General features: G+C 56.5%; 16 protein-coding genes. 8 read left to right on the top strand and 8 right to left on the bottom strand.

Features of this window, described 5'->3' with window-relative positions; translation table 11 throughout:
* Positions 1–27: 27 nt before the first annotated feature.
* The 5 genes from GM154_RS09675 to GM154_RS09655 are packed head-to-tail and all read right to left on the bottom strand — an operon-like array spanning position 28 to position 4,674.
* Complete coding sequence (locus GM154_RS09675; RefSeq protein ID WP_219652076.1) at positions 28–1,230, bottom strand: aminotransferase class I/II-fold pyridoxal phosphate-dependent enzyme; 1,203 nt, start codon at positions 1,228–1,230, stop codon at positions 28–30.
* Positions 1,214–1,477 (bottom strand): acyl carrier protein, encoded by a 264-nt coding sequence (locus GM154_RS09670; protein ID WP_010798135.1) that lies wholly within the window; start codon positions 1,475–1,477, stop codon positions 1,214–1,216. Before GM154_RS09670 ends, GM154_RS09675 begins: the two co-directional genes overlap by 17 nt.
* 37 nt (positions 1,478–1,514) lie before the next feature.
* Positions 1,515–2,429 carry an NAD(P)-dependent oxidoreductase gene (locus GM154_RS09665; RefSeq protein WP_219652075.1) on the bottom strand — a complete coding sequence of 305 codons (915 nt, stop codon included), beginning with the start codon at positions 2,427–2,429 and terminating at the stop codon, positions 1,515–1,517.
* A 4-nt stretch (positions 2,430–2,433) separates the two neighbouring features.
* On the bottom strand, positions 2,434–4,182 hold the full coding sequence (locus GM154_RS09660; RefSeq protein WP_125889039.1) for a fatty acyl-AMP ligase: 1,749 nt from the start codon (positions 4,180–4,182) through the stop codon (positions 2,434–2,436).
* Positions 4,183–4,224: 42 nt separating this feature from the next.
* Positions 4,225–4,674 (bottom strand): HIT family protein, encoded by a 450-nt coding sequence (locus GM154_RS09655; protein WP_219652074.1) that lies wholly within the window; start codon positions 4,672–4,674, stop codon positions 4,225–4,227.
* A 229-nt stretch (positions 4,675–4,903) separates the two neighbouring features.
* On the opposite strand from GM154_RS09655, the gene GM154_RS09650 reads away from it, so the two are divergent.
* Both GM154_RS09650 and GM154_RS09645 read left to right on the top strand, forming a co-directional pair.
* A complete protein-coding gene (locus tag GM154_RS09650) occupies positions 4,904–6,058 on the top strand; it encodes an N-acetyltransferase (RefSeq protein WP_289927667.1) in 1,155 nt (384 codons plus the stop codon).
* Positions 6,042–6,872 carry a nucleotidyltransferase family protein gene (locus GM154_RS09645; RefSeq protein WP_197870362.1) on the top strand — a complete coding sequence of 277 codons (831 nt, stop codon included), beginning with the start codon at positions 6,042–6,044 and terminating at the stop codon, positions 6,870–6,872. Before GM154_RS09650 ends, GM154_RS09645 begins: the two co-directional genes overlap by 17 nt.
* Here the strand turns inward: GM154_RS09645 and GM154_RS09640 are convergent.
* Entirely contained in the window at positions 6,863–7,642 is a 780-nt protein-coding gene (locus GM154_RS09640) for a phosphocholine cytidylyltransferase family protein (protein WP_258019786.1), read from the bottom strand. The two genes, GM154_RS09645 and GM154_RS09640, sit on opposite strands and share 10 nt — an antisense overlap.
* A 148-nt stretch (positions 7,643–7,790) precedes the next feature.
* Here GM154_RS09640 and lptF point away from each other — a divergent pair, with 148 nt between their 5' ends.
* The 6 genes from lptF to GM154_RS09610 all read left to right on the top strand — a co-directional run bounded on the left by lptF (position 7,791) and on the right by GM154_RS09610 (position 14,003).
* Positions 7,791–8,864, top strand: coding sequence for an LPS export ABC transporter permease LptF (lptF, locus tag GM154_RS09635; RefSeq protein ID WP_219652073.1), 1,074 nt, complete (start codon positions 7,791–7,793; stop codon positions 8,862–8,864).
* The gene (gene lptG, locus GM154_RS09630) at positions 8,861–9,934 is read left to right on the top strand and encodes an LPS export ABC transporter permease LptG (protein ID WP_019367194.1); all 1,074 of its coding nucleotides are present in this window, start codon (positions 8,861–8,863) and stop codon (positions 9,932–9,934) included. Before lptF ends, lptG begins: the two co-directional genes overlap by 4 nt.
* 105 nt (positions 9,935–10,039) lie before the next feature.
* Positions 10,040–11,224, top strand: a complete 1,185-nt coding sequence (locus tag GM154_RS09625; RefSeq protein ID WP_219652072.1) for a CDP-alcohol phosphatidyltransferase family protein — start codon at positions 10,040–10,042, stop codon at positions 11,222–11,224.
* Between the two features lie 37 nt (positions 11,225–11,261).
* The gene (locus tag GM154_RS09620) at positions 11,262–12,188 is read left to right on the top strand and encodes a diacylglycerol kinase family protein (protein WP_258019785.1); all 927 of its coding nucleotides are present in this window, start codon (positions 11,262–11,264) and stop codon (positions 12,186–12,188) included.
* Positions 12,189–12,196: 8 nt separating this feature from the next.
* On the top strand, positions 12,197–13,165 hold the full coding sequence (locus GM154_RS09615; RefSeq protein ID WP_219652071.1) for a hypothetical protein: 969 nt from the start codon (positions 12,197–12,199) through the stop codon (positions 13,163–13,165).
* Between the two features lie 67 nt (positions 13,166–13,232).
* Positions 13,233–14,003, top strand: coding sequence for an aspartyl/asparaginyl beta-hydroxylase domain-containing protein (locus GM154_RS09610; RefSeq protein ID WP_125889032.1), 771 nt, complete (start codon positions 13,233–13,235; stop codon positions 14,001–14,003).
* 53 nt (positions 14,004–14,056) lie between these two features.
* On the opposite strand, the gene GM154_RS09605 is transcribed toward GM154_RS09610, so the two are convergent.
* Together GM154_RS09605 and GM154_RS09600 are read right to left on the bottom strand one after the other, a co-directional pair.
* Positions 14,057–14,824, bottom strand: a complete 768-nt coding sequence (locus tag GM154_RS09605) for an aspartyl/asparaginyl beta-hydroxylase domain-containing protein (protein WP_219652070.1) — start codon at positions 14,822–14,824, stop codon at positions 14,057–14,059.
* A 56-nt stretch (positions 14,825–14,880) separates the two neighbouring features.
* Positions 14,881–17,298: a mitochondrial fission ELM1 family protein gene (locus tag GM154_RS09600; RefSeq protein WP_258019784.1), complete on the bottom strand. Its 2,418-nt coding sequence runs from the start codon at positions 17,296–17,298 to the stop codon at positions 14,881–14,883.
* Positions 17,299–17,497 lie beyond the last annotated feature (199 nt).

Below are 17,497 nucleotides of genomic sequence, written 5' to 3'. Positions count from 1 at the left end.
CTGTAAAAGCGGCGTAAGGCAGACACGTCAGCCGACTTGCGCCGCGGTCGAAAACACATCACGCAGCGTTGCAAAGGCAGCAATGATCTGGTCGATCTGTTCTGGCGTATGAGCGGCGCTGACACTGCAGCGAACCAGCGCATCCCCGTTGGGGCTGGCAGGAGGCAGCACCAGATTCACATAAACGCCCTGCTCGATCAGCGCTTCCCAGAAGGCAACCCCCTCCTTGGGCGAACCCAGCATGACCGGAATGACAGGACTCGGTCTTGAACTTACCCGATAGCCTAACGCCGACAATCCCTTGTGCAACTGTCGTGCATTGTCCCAAAGCTGCGTTCTAAGCTCGGGACGGGTACGCAGGCTACGTAACGCCGTACGCACGGAAGCAATCACTGAAGGCGAAGGTGACGCTGTAAAGATATAAGGGCGACTTGCATAACGAAGCAGATCGAACTCAGCGTGCTGGCTTGCTGCAAAGCCGCCAATCGCACCCAGACTCTTGCTGAACGTACCCAGGATGACATCTACCTCATCCTCGACGCCCAGCTCCTCGGCCAGACCGCGGCCGTTGGCACCCAGCACCCCAACGGAATGCGCTTCATCAACCAGCAGATATCCACCCAGACGACGCTTGACCTCGACGATCTCCTTGAGTGGAGCCTGATCACCCATCATGCTGTAGATGCCTTCTACAATGATGATCGCATCACGGGCCTTTTCGCCCAGGCGAAGCATGCGCTTTTCCAGGTCGGCGGCATCGTTATGCCGGAAGCGAATGACCTGGGCCCCACCCATGCGGCAGGCATCATAGATACTGGCATGGCAATCGGCATCCAGCAGGACGATGTCGTCCGGCCCCGCCAGGGTGCCGATAATGCCTAGGTTGGCCAGATAGCCTGTCGAGAATACAATGACCGAGCGGCGCTGAAAGAAATCACCTAATTCCTCTTCAAGTGCCATGTGGCTGCCGTAGCTGCCATTGGCCATGCGCGAGCCGGTCGTACCAGTGCCTTCATGTTCCAACGCCTGCTGGGCAGCCTTGATGCATTCAGCATCGAAGGTCAACCCCAGGTAATTGTTGGTTCCCGCAAGCACTACACGCCACTGCCCAATACGTCCTTCAGTAGGCGTATAGATTTCGTCGATGCGCGTACCAAAGGGACTGGGCTCCGCCTGGATCAGAGCGGTACGTTCCTGTGCCAGCTTGTTGAACTTATCGAACAGTGCCATCTGCAGGCTCCAGCAAGGCGATGACAGCATGTGCCAGTTGCGCGGGGGTTCGGACGTCGGTCAGGACATTGAGCGGGATGGAGATATCGAACTCGTCTTCCATTTCCATCAGAAGGTCCATGACCTTGATGGAGTCTAGGCCAAGCTCCTGAATCAGATCGATATCGGGATGAATAGGCGTACCGGGAGGCGCAAGGCGATTGAGGTAAGCAAAGATCTTTTCGAGTATTTTTTCTTGGGATGTCATGACTAAGTCCCTAAACGGAATGAATGCCCTAGGCCTTTCAGAAACTACGCTCTTGCAAAGCCTTCTCCAGCAGGATATTTGGATGCCATCCCAGTGCCTGCTCAACGGCTGCATTACTGCATGACCAGTCAGGATGTCTCAACTCACCTACCTTGGCAGGTGTCAGCATGGGCGCACGTCGTGTCAAGTGGGAAAGGGACAGATTGACTTGTGCCATTCCCTCAAGCACTGCGGCAGGCACAGTAACCTTACGCACCGGCCCTTGGCGAACTCTTTTAGCAATCTCGGCAATGCTCTGCCAGTCATAGCCGCCAGGATGACCATCACTGAGTTCATAGGTAGCCGAGTGTACCTGTGAGGCACCGACCCAAGCCACCACAGCGCGAACGAGATCTTCCACATGGATGAATGACAAGCGTGCGGATTGCTCACCCAGCGTCAATAGCCAGCCACGCAGCAACCACTGGAATAGTGGCCGTATCTCCTTGTCGCCAGGCCCATAGACCGCGGTAGGTCTGAATACCGTAACCGGAAGGTCGCCGGCCCGTTGCTGGATAGCCTGCTCTGCCTCACGTTTGGAGGCTGCATACCAGGACAACTCTGGATGCCGAGCCGCTAAAGAAGACATCAAAAGAAACCGCCGGCCTGCGCCAATCCGCCGTACAGCCTCCATCAGATGGGCGCTACCGTCGACGTTGATCCGGTTGAACTGATCGGGAGTGCTGCCTCTAACGGCACCGGCAAGGTGAATAACAATACCCGCCCCGTCTACCAGACGCTCAAGTGAGGCAGGCTCCTCAAGCGAACCCTTAATCCAGGTGACGCCGTCGCAGGGGCCGTCTTCGCGTCGGTTTAGAGCGCGTACCGTGAGATTCGCTTCAACCAGACGCTTGCGCAAGATGGTTCCGATGAAGCCTGTCGCCCCCGTGAGGGCGACAACCTGAGCGGTCAAAGGCTTATCCAGCAGCAAGAGAGAGGCCGCAATCAGCCTCGATCTGCTGGATAAACCGCTTGCGTGCCTCGGCTCGCGAGGGCTTGCCGGATGACGTACGCGGTAATGAATGGGGCGGCACCAGCTCCACCCGGCAGGTAAGGCCAAACTCGCTGTTGATGAGCTTGGTCAGCGATTGAGCAAAATGCTCACGCTGTTCCGTATCCATGATACGGCACTGAACCTGGACGATGACCTGAGGCTCTTCTTCGCCTGGGATAAGAAAGGCAATGACATCCCCAGGACGAATATCCGGCTGACATTCGGCCAGGTACTCAATGTCCTGAGGCCAAATATTACGTCCGCGCACAATGATCAGGTCTTTGCGGCGACCGGTAATATAAAGCTCACCCTTGGAGAGATAGCCCAGATCTCCTGTATCCAGCCAATCACCTTCAGGGCTCATGACTGCCTGGGTAGACTCTTCGTCGCAGAAATATCCCGACATCAGGCTCGGCCCTTTCAAGGTAATACGACCGATTGCACGCTCAGGTAAGGCATGTCCATTGTCATCACGGATTTCAAGCGTATGTCCGGGCAGGGCCGCACCACAATTGACAAAGCTGCTGGCGTTGCTGTCCGGCCCGTCGAAAGGAATGGCCTGGGAATGGTGCTCAAGCTCCCAGCGATTGATACGGTCCGTCTGGATACCGGTATCACGACGCGCGAAGCTGACGCCCAGGGTGCTCTCCGCCAGTCCATAACAGGGCAAAAACGCCTTGCGATCAAAGCCCGTCCGTTCAAACTGCATGGCGAAACGGTTCAACACCTCTGCCCTAATGGGCTCGGCGCCAATACCTGCGATGCGCCAGCTGGACAGGTCAAAACGCTCCATATCGCTTTCGCGAACACGGCGCGTGCAAATGTCGTAACCAAAAGGAGGCGCAAACGAAATCGTACCGCGGTTCTGGCTGATCAGACTCAGCCACTGCCTGGGACGCATGGCAAAGTCCTGGGTCCGCAGATAGTCAACGGACAGCTGGGACGCCATCGGGCCAAGGACAAATCCGACCAACCCCATGTCATGATAGAACGGTAACCACGAGACGCAGCGATCACCCGGCTGAACGCCCAGCCCATCTCGCGTAATGCCTTGCAGATTCGCCATCACAGCCCGCTGCGTTACAACGACACCACGGGGGAAACGGGTACTGCCAGAGGTGTACTGCAAATACGCAACCTCATCGGCACGGGAAGGCACCAACTCGACTGCTGGCAGCGTGCGCAGGGAGAGCTCCTTGGCCGTACCGATGAATCGCATCGGCTGCTCAGCAGCCTCCTCGGCAAACTTGACCAACTCGGCCGGTGCGAATACGGCAGAGGCCTCGCAACTCTTGAGAAGTCCCTTGAGTTTCTTGACGTAGATATCGTGACTGCCTAGCCCCGAGGGAATCGGCAGCGGAACGGGCACAAAGCCACCGTACTGACAGCCGTAGAAAACCTCCATGAAAGACAGGTCGGTGTCGGCGATCAGGGCAACCCGGTCTCCCCGCTCAAGTCCCAAACCATGAAGCCTTTTAGCTACCTTGAGAGCCTCTCTTCTGAGGGCACCGTACTGTACAACAGCCGTCAGGCGGCAACGGCCATCATAGAAATTCAGCCCTGTCTCCCCTTCAGCTGCATAATCAAGCGCTTCCGACAACGTCGAGAAATCAGCCAGGCGCTGGGGTAAACCATGTTGAGTTAGTGTTGCAGACATGTACAGTTCGGCCATCCCTTTGGTCCTGCTCTCAGCACATCGCATGCAGCGGGCCGATCAGCAAGGCCAGCAATGCATCAGTTCATCACGTAATTTAACGCTGTCGACCTTTTGAAACTCAATTGATGAATTCAACTGAGGGGGTCCTGGCCAGGCACTATCACTGAACTCCCGGTCAGCCCAAGTACGGGGACTGTTGTAACGAGGTATTACATGAAAATGGACGTCTGGATCGACCATCATTAACATTAGATAGTTCAGTTTGTCGTAGTTGAAAACACTTTTTAAAGTACTTTCTATATCGACAGTAACGTTCTTCAGTTCTGCAAATGCCGCCGGACTCAATTCGGCAAATGCCGTGACTCGCTCCTTGGCGATCAATACCAGAGAGCCTAATGTTACCTGCTGGGGTCGCAACAGCACGGACCAGTAGCGGTAATCACGAATCACCGTATCAGGAGCGCCAAACTTCTTCATGGTGGCGTTCAACGCATCAGTCGATTCCATCCAGATCCCATTGATCATCGTATGATTAGGTTCGGCTACGGAAGTTAAATGTTTATGCGCTGCTTTGAAAGCCTATTCTTAGCATTAATTCTTGTTATTTTTTGAAACATTCGCAATACCATAAGCGCATAATCATGCTTTAGGAAGAAGAACGAGTGTATGTAAGGAAGCATGTTTCTAGCGCAATCCGAAGCATTATTGTTCAGCTAATCAAGCTAAAGGTCTTCATGTGGATCAACTTACTTCCGGGATCAAACAAACAATTGAAGTCAGGCCGGTTGGCAGCAAGGCGGATATGGCGACTTTTATCGGTTTCCCGGGCCGCCTCTACAAGAGCGATCCGAACTGGGTCGAACCTTTGCATTTCGAGCGCCACGAGCACCTCTCTCGAAAAAATCCCGTATTCGAACATTTGAAATGGCGGGCCTGGATCGCCTGGTCAGGTCATGAGCCGGTAGGACGTATCACGGCGCAGGTAGACACGCTCCATCGAGAGCGCCATGGTCAGGACACCGGTCACTTCGGCATGCTCGAAGCCATTAATGATCCGACCGTCTTTCAGACACTGATCGATACGGCTGAAGCCTGGCTGCTTGAGCAAGGCGCTCATCGTATTACAGGCCCCTTCAGCTTGACCATCAATGAGGAGAGTGGACTTCTCGTCGAAGGCTTCGATACACCGCCGATGTTCATGATGGGCCACGGCCACCCCTACTACAGCCAGCAGCTGGAGAACAATGGCTACCAGCCCGCTGCCGATCTTCTAGCGTACTGGATGCGTACGGACGAGCTCAACTTCACGCCGACCATGCGCCGTATGATGGATCGCTACCGTGGGCGTGTTCACATCCGAACGCTGGACCGTAGCCGTTTCGCCGAAGAAATGCAGACGCTGCGCGACATTTTCAACGATGCCTGGGCTAATAACTGGGGCTTCGTTCCCTTTACCGAAGCCGAGTTCCGGGAGATGGGTAACAACCTCAAGCTGCTGGTGCCCGATGACCTGCTGTACATTGCTGAAGTAGATGGCAAGCCCAGCGCATTCATCATTGCCCTGCCCAATCTGAATGAAGTGATCAGGCCACTCAACGGCAAACTCCTGCCCTTTGGTTGGCTGCGTCTGCTGTGGCGACTCAAGATTCGCAAGCCAACCACGGCTCGTGTACCGTTGATGGGGGTACGCCAGGAGCATCAATTCAGCCGCCTTGGCCCTACGCTGGCATTGCTTCTGATCGAAGCGCTCAAACCACCCTTCGTCAGGCACGGCCTTGAAGCCCTGGAGATGTCCTGGATTCTAGAAAGCAATACCGGCATGCGCACTATTCTCGAGCAGATTGGCACCCACCAATACAAGCGATACCGCGTCTATGAAAAGCAGCTATGAATCCAAACCCTTTTCGGCACTGGTTCTGGCCGCTGACCGACATGACGGGGACGCAGTGGCAACGGCGGCCGGTGTGGACTGTAAGGCATTGGCAACCGTAGGCGGCATTCCGATGGTTCGCCGTGTAACTAGCACCCTGCGCTCAAGCCCTCTGGTGGAGCGCATTACGCTCATAGGCCCTACCCGCGCCCTGTTGCGCCAGGAACCTCAGATAGAAGCATGGCTGCAAGCCGGTGAAATCAACTGGCTGAGCCATGCGAACTCCCCCAGCGCCAGCGCCGCGCTGGGCCTTGAGGCGGAGGATCCAACGCAACCGGTGTTATTGACGACTGCCGACCATGCGCTGCTGACGCCAGATATGGTGGACTACTTCCTGACCGAGGCCCGGCGCAGCGGATGTGACTTTATAGTAGGCGTCGCTCGCCTGGAAACAGTCAAGGCGCGCTTTCCCGGAAATCGCCGCACGGCGATCAAGCTCAAGGACGGCCCTTTTTGTGGCTGTAATTTATTTGCATTCATGACGGAGCGCGGTCATCAGCTGGCCCCTTTTTGGCGGCGTATCGAGCAGGAGCGCAAGCGACCATGGCGAGTCATTACAGGCGCCCTGGGCTGGACAGCAGTGCTTCGTTACCTGGCGGGGACGTTGACCCTGGAGCAGGCACTGGAGCGGTTGTCACGTAAACTGGATATGCGAATTGGCGCGGTGGTGCTGCCCTTCGCCGAAGCCGCAGTCGATGTGGATACGCCGGCGGACCGCCAACTGGTAGAGACGATCCTGGCGGAAAGAGTCGGGAGTGAAGCGGCTCAGTGTTGAGCCGCTGCTGATGTCGCCATCTGCCACGTATGCACCTTATGCTTGGCAGCTTCGAGATCCTGGGGAAAATCCAGCTCGCCCCAGCTCAGCCCCTCAATAGACTGTACGAAAACCTGGCCGGTCTGCTGAGCGATTTCATCGATAATACTCAAATACCAGCGCTGCAGGGCTTCCGGCCTACGCATGTTGTCTTCAAGCGCCTTGTGAAACAGAGCGGCCCCCTCCGGCTGGAAGTACATCATGCCGATTGATTCACCATTGACCGTTGGCAACGGCAACGTCTTGCCCACACGCATCAGCTGATCGCCTTCGAGACAGACCTTCATATCATCACTGTCATAGGAAGGCTTGCGGTCGATAGCCAATGTGATGGGGCGCGGCGACGCACTCAGAAGACGCTTGAGTACCGGCAGATCAAACAGCGTATCGCCATTGAGTAGCAGAAAAGCATCCCGCATGGCCTCTCGCGCCATCCAGCAACTGGCCAGGTTATCCGCCACCTCATAAAAAGGGTTAAACAGCGTGTGGATGACGCCTGCACCATAACGGTCACCCAATACGCGCTCTACCTGACCCGCCTCATAGCCTACGACAACCGTAATATCTTCTATTCCAGCCGCCATCAATCCGTCGATTTGCCACTCAATTACCGTCCGGCCTTCGAGTTCTATAAGGCACTTGGGCTTGCTTTCGGTATAAGGAAGAAGCCGACGTCCTTGCCCTGCACTCAAAATAATTGCCCGACGGGGCTCGTTCCGTTCAAGATTCAATGCCGTCTCCTAACAGGAAGGAACTTAACCACCTCGAAGCAGCCAAACTCGGCCACAACATTTAAGGATGGTTTTTCAGCCAGTTACGTATGAATAAGCGGTATAGTAACCAGCGGGTGTTTTGGAACCACAGAAGGCTCCAGAGTTCATGCGTTTAATTGAGCGTTATATTATCTCTGAAATATGCCGTCCATTAATGGTCATGGTGGGAATTCTCACCTTTATCTTTGCCAGCTATTCCTCGGAGCGTTATCTGGCTGAGGCGGCAAATGGCACGTTGGCACTGAGTGTCGTTCTGGATATCGTCTATTACAAGGTACTTATTGCGCTCGAAGTGCTTGTCCCTGTAGCGCTTTATGTCGCGGTCGTCCTGAGCCTGGGACGTTTGTACCACGATACGGAAATGACGGCTATCGCTGCATCAGGTGTCAGCCCGCTGCGCCTGTATAAAGCTATCCTGTTGATTGCGCTGCCCGTTGCGATCGCCGTTGCCTGTCTTTCCCTCTATGGCCGACCCTGGGCATATGACAACGCCTATCGACTTGAACAGCAGTCCAGAACGGATCTAGACGTCAATCATTTGCAGGCCGAACGCTTCAACGTCAATGAAGACAATGGCCGGATGATCCTGGCAAAACACATCGAGCCTGACTCAGGCGCGTTAAAGGATGTGCTGATCTATGACAGCGGCGCAGAAAGAGCCCACCTTTTCAGGGCCCGCCAAGCATTGATTACAGACCCTAATCCGGAAGACCCTGTTCTGTCCTTGGAACAGGGTACTGCCTACTCACTGGAGCGCAAGGGCAGCCGGGACCAGACCATGCTTTTCAAGGATATGACCCTGCACCTGGCGCCGGTTGCCCAAACAGCCGAGTATCGCCGCAAGGCCGCACCCAGCAGTGCCCTCACAACTTCGTCAGCCTTATCTGATCAAGCAGAGCTGCAATGGCGCCAGACCCGAGGCATCACCACCCTACTGTTGGCACTTTTTGCCATACCACTTAGCTATACCGCTCCCCGCAAGGGCCGTTTTGCGAGAATGCTACCGGTCACGGCGGCATTTGCTCTGGTTTTCTATGCCAGCGACATTTGCCGGAGCATGGTTGGCAATGGCTCGTTGCCCCTCTTTCCCGGCATGTGGCTGATCCCTATTCTCATGATGCTGGCGCTGTTTGTCGCCATCCGGCGGGACGTAGGCAAGAAGCGGATCCGCACGGCATGAAGATCATTGATAAATACCTGTTGCAGTCCCTCTTCATGGGCTTCATAGCTGCTGCCGCATTGTTACTGCCACTGTTCAGTACCCTGGACCTTGTCGGGGAGCTTGATGACATTGGCGGAGATTACCGGCTTGTCCAGGCCATTGAGGTAGTCGCCATGACGCTGCCTCGACGCATGGTAGAACTCGGCCCCTTCATTGCCTTGCTGGGCGGTATCGCTGCACTAGGGCAGCTGGCTCTGACGCAAGAGCTCAACACGCTGCGTGCTGCTGGCATCTCTGCTGCCCGTATCGGACTGAGTACCGTGTTAGCCGGCGCGCTGCTTGCGGTAGCACTGGCGGCAGTCGATGAGTTTGCTGCCTCGCCTCTTCAGCAAAGCGCTATTCAGCTACGTGCACATGCCATTGCCTCAGTCGAAGGGAACGGCAAGGATGGCAGCATCTGGGGGCGTAAGGACCAGCAGTTCGTTCGTGTAGGCGGGCTGCGCCTGGGACGGATTCCTACCCATATCGAAGTGTTCACCTTTGACGGCAACCAGATACTCACGGAATATCTGTTCGCTAACTATGCCGACATTCAGCCCAAGGGGATATGGCAGCTGCATGATGTGACGGTAAAGCGCTGGGTCGATGGTGACGAGACGGTCGAGCACATGGATCAGATGATTTGGCAATCAGTGCTGCCTGAAACACGCCTGCAGGAGGTTGCGCTTCCGGCGTACAGTCTTTCCTCCCGGCAGCTTTACCACTACATCGAATTCCTGAAGGGCACCGCGCAACCAGCGGCCCAGTATGAAGTGGCCTTATGGGAAAAGCTTGGAACACCTTTGCTGACCCTGGCCATGATACTGCTGGCCGTGCCTTTTTCATTTAGCCAGGTACGCTCCACCGGGCTGGGCGGCAAGCTGGCCCTTGGCGCAGTGACGGGGCTGCTGGTTTATCTGACTAATCAGATTATTGTAAACCTCGGCATTCTGTTCGGACTTGTTCCTGTTCTGGTGGGAACCGTTCCGGCGCTGTTAATGCTGGTATTCTCGATGAGCCTGATTTTTCGGTTCGACAGAAAACGATAAGGCGGTACGAAAGGCTGCCAAACAGGCTGCGGCCCTCGTCAGACAGGGCTCGCAAGGCTTAATAATTTAAATAACACATCCATTGCGTGGACTAAGGCAGAACTTATGACGATACAGGTCCATCTGGTAGGCCGTTGCGAGGTGATCTTGTGGGGCCTGACCTCACGGGAGCGGCTGCGAAGAATCCTGAAAAAATTTCCCAAGGCGCATCTGGCCAGCCCCGGCGAAGCGCTTCCTGCTGAAGGTGATGTTCTGCTGCTGCGCGAGGATTATCTTTACGATGACCGGGTACTGAGAGGATTGCTGGATACCCAAGACGTTGCCTTGCAGGACCCTCGGGATGGCGCGGTTGTCGCGGCCCGACTCTCCGCCTCGCGCCTGTCTGGCGTTGCCGACCTGAATGCACCTGCTGTCTTCCAGCTGCGTCCTGCGCAACCTGACACCGTAGCCTCCGGCCTACAGACCCAGCTGCGCAAGTTCGATCAGCCTTGGGTAGCAAGAATCACCCAAAGCAACCGCCAGCACCTGGAAAAGTCCTTGTTCAATGGTGCGTACAAGGGTGTAACGGACTTTATCACCCGCGGCGTCTGGCCTGTGCCGGCACGCTGGGTAACCCACCTGTGTGTTCGTCTGGGCCTGAGTCCCAACCACGTCACGACCGCCAGTTATGTGCTGGCCATCCTGGCCGGTTGGTGGTTCTGGAACGGGCAGTTCGGCCTGGGCCTGATCGCTGGCTGGATCATGACCTTTCTCGACACCGTGGACGGCAAACTTGCCCGCGTAACGGTAACCTCGACCCGCTTTGGCAATATTTTCGACCACGCCCTCGACATCGTGCACCCCCCGCTCTGGTATATCGCCTGGGGTATGGGGCTTGCTGCAACCTGGAGCTACAGCCTGCCGCTTTCTTTAGTGTTCTGGGCCATCTTTATTGGCTATGTAGCAGGACGCCTGTGCGAAGGCTCGTTCAAGTTTGCCGCCCCTTTTTCGATGTTCCTCTGGAAACCCTTCGACTCGCTGAACCGACTGGTTACGGCCCGCCGCAATCCCAACCTCTTGCTGCTCACGCTGGCATGGGCTGCTGGGGCCAGTGATATGGGCCTGCTACTGGTGGCAGCCTGGACAGTTATTTCGACGCTTGTTCTGGCGTGGCGCGTCATATGGGCCATTACGTTGCGGCGACGCGGTGCAGAATTGCAGCCGTGGTTAAGCCAGATCGATCTCAAAGCTGAAGGGCATCGTCCGGTGGTTCGGCTGTTTGCTCCCCGCTCCGGGCTAGCCGATGCCTGAATACGAACTTCCCGTACCGAAACGGATCGGGATACTCATGAATCCATTGAGCGGTCGTGTTCGTCGACGTCTGCAGCCTTTACGTGCATCAATTGCCACCCTGCCTGGTGTCATGTTGCATGAGGCTTCAGAACCAGCGGATATTACCCGCGCGCTGCTTCAATGGCAGGGAAACTCACCAGAACTTGTGGTTGTAATCGGTGGCGACGGCACGTTACAAGCCGTCCTGACGGCTCTGCTGCAAACGTCTTCCACGCCCTTACCTGCCTTGTTGGTAATTGCCGGTGGCACCACAAACATGAGTGCCGCCGACCTGGGCACACGGGCGAAACCTGAGGCCGTACTGAAGGCCTTGCGCGCCTGGCTGGAGGGCCAGGGAGCGGCGCCGCGCCAGGTGGAGCGGGCCGCGCTAAAAGTCGTGGGCGACGAGACGAACGGGCCACAGTACGGAATGTTTTTCGGCACGGGAGCGATTCTGAGCGGTGTCCGGTATTTTCATCAGCATGTTCGCCCAACGGGTGTACGCGGTGCGCTAGGCCCTGCCCTGGCCTTTATCCGTATGCTGCTGTCGCTGCTGCGCAGCAAACCCCATCCACTTCTCCCAGCCACACCCGCGTCACTGAGAACCGATACGCATGACTGGAGCAGCAGCTGGCTTCTGGTACTCGCGTCAACGCTCGATAATCTGTTGATCGGCTGCCGCCCGTATTGGGGCACCGAAGCGGCCCCTATGCATTTCACAGCCGTCGAGCATCAGCCGCGACGGCTGATGCGCGTCCTACCGTTCCTGCTGTGCGGTCGCGGCAAATCGGTCGCGCATGAGCGGGACGGCTATATCAGTCGTAACCTCAGTACGCTCAGTCTTGAGGGCAGCTCACATTTTCTTCTGGACGGCGAACAGTTCGAGGCTACTTGCCCGATTCGTCTTTCAACCACCGCTCCCCTGCGCTTTCTAACTTACTGAGGCCGGCCATGCCAGATCTTGCCCCGCTCCCCCGTCCTTCACCGGCATTGCTTGAGGTGATCGCCAGGCAAAGCGGGCAACCGGTACGCCAGGAACTCGATTGCCTGTGTGAAGCGGTCCAGGCACGGTTTGGCGAGTCCGTCGTAGGCGTGCTGTTTTATGGCTCCTGCCTGCGAAGTGGCAATCCGGCCGAAGGCATCGTTGACCTGTACGCTATCGTCGACAGTTATGCGGGGGCACATGCCAATGCACTGCTCAGAGTCGCCAATACGTGGCTGCCGCCTAACGTTTTCATGTTGCAGGCCCGCACGTCTGAGGGAGACGTACTGCAAACCAAATGCGCGGTGATTTCGCTGAAGGATCTGGAGCGCGGCACTGCCCACTGGTTCCAGAGCTATCTATGGGGCCGGTTTGCGCAGCCGTCTCGCCTGGTGTACTGCCGGGACGACACGATACGGCAGCGTATTTATCAGGCACTGGGCTACGCCGTCTTGAGGTTAGTGGAACAGACACTGCCCTCAATGCCGGAACGCTTTAGCAGTGAACAGTTATGGCAAACGGGCCTTGCCTTGAGCTACGGTACTGAACTGCGTCCAGAAGCCGCAAGTCGGCCTGCCGAGCTGGTTCATTATGATAAAACCTACTACCGTCAGTTAACGGCAGCCGTTGCCAATGACTTTTCCAGCATGCATCGAATAGCGTCTGAAGAGAATCTTTATTCGCATATGCCTTCCCGTGAGCGCTTGCTCCAAAGCCGACAGCTGTGGAGCACCCGGCGGCGTCAGGGACGAATGCTGAATATTCTTCGGCTGATGAAGTCTGTTTTCACATTCGAGAATGGAGTGGATTACATCGCCTGGAAGCTGGAACGGCATATGGGCCGGCCAATCGAGGTAACGCCTCGGCTGCGCCGCTACCCGCTGATCTTCGGCTGGCCGTTGCTGTGGCGGTTATTGAGGGAACGTCGTTTACGCTAAATCGAACGCAAGCGGAGCGCTCTTCGCTTGCATCAGGAACCATGCGGCACTGCCTACGAGGTGAAGAGTGGAAAAGACCCAGGACAACGCCACGCTGTCTACTCAGAAACGCAAACGCAAAAAGCACCGCCCCAGTGTGGCGATCGGTCTCTGGATCATCAAGCGCCTGGAAAAAGCGATCAAGCACTACTCCAAGGTAGAAACGACACCCTTTATCGATGCCGGCCAGTTTTCCTGGGTGCCTGAACTGGAAACCCACTGGGAAACGATTCGTGCCGAGCTGAATGAAGTCCTGCAAAACAAGCACAAGATTCCCAATTTTCAGGACATCTCCAAGGACCAGAAAAACATCACCCAGGATGATCGCTGGAAAACCTTCTTCCTGTACGGATACGGCTACAAGATGGATGGCAATTGCCTGCGCTGCCCGGAGACTACTCGCATCATCGAGTCCATCCCAGGCATGTTCACGGCGTTCTTTTCCATTCTGGAGCCTGGAAAGCACATCCCATTGCACCGCGGTCCCTACAACGGGCTGCTCCGGGCTCACCTGGGGCTAGTCGTCCCCGAGCCGAAAGAAAAGTGCCGTATTGAGGTGGGCGGCGAGACCCGGCACTGGGAAACCGGTAAGTGCATGATCTTTGACGACACCTACCGGCATCAGGTCTGGAACGAGACCGATGGTGTTCGCGTAGTACTGTTCCTGGACATTCAACGACCCCTGGCTTGGCCGGGCTCGCTGCTTAATCGGATCATCCTCCGATTGATTCGCTGGTCACCCTTCATTCAGGATGCGCGGCGCAACCATCGCGCCTGGGAACGTGGTTTGGAGCCGTAACGATAGAATAACGGCTCGGCGTTTCCTGGCGTCGAGCCGCCACTCAAACGTAGTTATTCATCCAGCAATTTCTGAGCATCGTCCCACGCAGCAAGATTGCGACGTGCTTCCTGAACGAATGGGCTCCGCTTTACTGCACCTAAAAACAGGTCGCCCAAGAGCCGTCCCGGGAGGCGCAATGGCCGTTTGAACTGGATTAGTAGCACGACCCGCGTCTGATCGGTTTCATTCCAGACCTCATGGGGATAGGTGTCATCGAACACGATACATTTGCCATCATCCCAATGGACCATTTCATCCCCTACCTGAATGCGGCAGTTTTCACGTGGAGTAGGCGTCAGCAGTCCCAAGTGACACGTCATGATGCGCTTGGTCACTCCGGTATGCCGCGGAATGTGCGCACCCGGCGTCAGGATAGAAAAGAAAGCACTGTTCAGACCAGGCACTACAGACAAGGCCTCGGTGGTCTTTGGGCAACGCAGGCAGTTTTCTTCGATCTTGTAGCCATACCCCCACAGAAAATAGGAGCGCCAGCTATTACCCTCGGCGATCCTGCGGTGATCAGGCGAAATATCGCGAAGCGCAGGAATTGAATCCATGCCCTTCAAGAGCTGTTGTACCTCCTGTCGTATACCCTCCCAATGCTGTTCCAGCGAGGCCGTCCAGGGAAACAGCTGCTTATCGAATACAGGCGGATCGCCGACCAGAGAATTTTTGGCCAGATAGCTGTTAAGCGCGGGCCGCAGCTTTTTACCGGTCCGGTAGAGGGCGCTGCGTTTGACTTTTGTTTTAGCGGCAACAGGAGGTGCGGCGTTGGTCATTGTACGTGTGTCCTGACGGTATTCGATGCGGCCCAGCGGACCGCCTGCATGTATGCCTAGATGCGATTTGCCGACAAGGCCCGCTCGCCTGTAATCACAGCCCGTACGGCCTCGATAGCACGCTGGCGCGAGGTAGCCATAAGCGCTGGCGACAGACCTGGCACTTGATCAAGTCCCTGCGGCAAAGGCAAAAGCCCCAGCGCTACATGAACTTCCTCGATTCTTCGCTCACGCTTGATGAGTCCTTCCTCTACAAGACTGTCGTAGAGTCGTCCGGTCTTGTTCTGCTGCCGGGGCGTGCCACGGCTACCTGCCACCCGGTCAATCACGCCTAGCTTGCGTTCAAGCGCATGATGCACACGTGCCTTGAAATGGCGCCGTACCGGTAATGGGAAAACTGCAACCGGTTTGCCGGTCAGGGCAGCCTCCGTCAGCATCGAGACACTTTCGCCGGTCACGATGAAGGCATCGGCCAACGCCAGCAATGCCCGGTAGGGATTATCGCTACCCTTTTCAAAACGGTAACACCAGTGCGGCGTCTCGATGGCCTCTAATAGCGACTGGGTAACCGGCTCTGCGGTACGGGGGCTTGTAGAAATCAGAAGCGATCCCCCCTTGGCCCCGACAGCAGCGCTGGCCTGGGCACCCAGTGTTCGCCCTGCGGCCTTGTCCAGTTCGTAAGGAATACTGCTTCCCCCTACCAACATGGCGACCCAGGGCCGCGGCAGATGCGCAAAACGCTCTTTCCAGACCGCCAGCTCTTGGTCAGACGGTATCTGATTCTGGATAAAGGGCACAGGTAAATCCACTACGTTGTCCCGCAGTGGCAGGCTGTATTGAGGTGTGGTCAGGACCAGATCAAAGCTGGATAACGGTGCGCGTGGGCGCCCAACGACTACCAGACGGCTCCGCCCTTCGGAACGGCGCTGGATCCAGTGCGCCACCGGGGCTGTACGCCGGCCCGAACTCAAGACAAGATCCGGCCAGGGCGCGGCAAGACCCGGCGCGGACTGAGCCATCTTGCCCTGCAACAAGGCACCCGGCACATACTTGGCCGGCTTGAACCGCGTTTCCTTGCATTCATATGGCCAGCCAAGCGACTCGGCAATGGCAACCAACTGTGCATTATCGCCCGCATGTTGGCCCAGCAGTACCCACACCTTGGGCAGCGCCTCTGCCCGTCGGGAACGTAACGGGAAGTCCGCCAGATAACGCTGCAAGGTGCCGGTGCCGTCTTCGCAGTCAAGCTGCCAGCAACGATCCGGATAGCGCTGGGACACACGGCGCAGCAGTGCCCGCCATCCCTTGATCGAGCTGATGAGTGACTCATCTGTCCCTAGTCCTGTCCGGATGTAGACAAAACTGCGGCTAAGCCTGAACAGCCGGTCCACGAGCCAGGGCACATCTTCCGGTGGCAGATGCTCAAGACCACTGACCGCCAAAAGGTCATGGCTGGGCAGGTCTGGTTGGCGCAATTGCTCGAAGCGGTAGTGGGTCGTAGCCAGTGAGTCCTTATGAACATCAGTCCAGTGCCCTACGAAGGCGATATCGTTGCCGTTCAGTGCGCTTGCAAAGGACAGGACATCCGATGGCAGAGACGCAGCAGGCGATGCCAGCGTCTGACAGGCTGCGTTAAAGCCCGGGCTAGGACTCGCCATAGTGTAAGGCTCGTAACCTTTAGCATTGGCCGCCTGCTCAAGGCTCAGGAAATACTCGGCATACGGGTTGATCTGATAGGAGTATTGCTCAGGTGTTGGCCGCCAGGGCTGCAAGTGCAGCGTGGTGTAGTGCAGCAATCTGGAACGGCCATGCTCATACTCAAGGTCACGCGCATGCCAGACGGGGTCGAGCTGTCCCCAAAGGCCGGGTTTCTCGGCAGCCTGGGCGTGCAACGCCTTCTTGCTTTCACAACGTGCCTTTTCAAAATTCCAGACCTCGACCATGCGCTCGCAATCGATCAAGGCGACGGCCGTGTCGTTTGGGGTTAACGCCAGATAACCATGCTCCCCCATAGGTTGATCAAAGAGGTCCGCCGGATCAGCCGTATAGATCTGATCCACATCGTTATAAATGGCGCGCCCATGACGCCCAGCCAGATCCGGAATGGCAAATCGATAATTCGTAAACCCGGTACGCCAGCGGCTTTCATCAAAGCCCGGCAGACGGGTCATGCGGTAGACCTCGTAACGCCGATCAGGATTGCGCACCTGCTCCAACGAATACACAAAGATCCGCTCGGCGCGGTATTGTGCAGGCTCGGTTCCCAGGAAAATACGTACAGCTGGCTGTTCGGGTGCCCCTGCCCTTGCTTCCAACACAATCGGCACAATATGCGGAACCGCCATGGGCGCATGAGCAGCCTGGCTAGCAGATGTTCCGGCCGAAGCGGTGGAGGGAGACACTCGTTTTTTTTCCGAACGGGGCAGTTTCCACTTACGTATAGCGCGCGGCGCTTTCCAGGCAAAGAAAGTCATGCGTCCTCTTATGCTTCGATCTGAGGCAGAACAGCTGTACAACCTGCCTTGGTTGCTGACGGAAGAACTATAGTTCCCCTGTTCAGATTGAACAGGCTCTTGCACACATCACAAAGCGCGTGGCTGGCCCTTTGTTATCACTGCTTTTCCTATACTGCCAGCCCGTGAAGCCAATCCGCGTTCTATCAGCGATTCGTGT

Source organism: Pseudomonas sp. MAG002Y (assembly GCF_019400845.1).
GTDB lineage: Bacteria > Pseudomonadota > Gammaproteobacteria > Pseudomonadales > Pseudomonadaceae > Chryseomonas > Chryseomonas luteola.
Note: the sequence above shows the minus strand (reverse complement) of the source record. Positions and strands in the feature narration are given on the sequence as shown.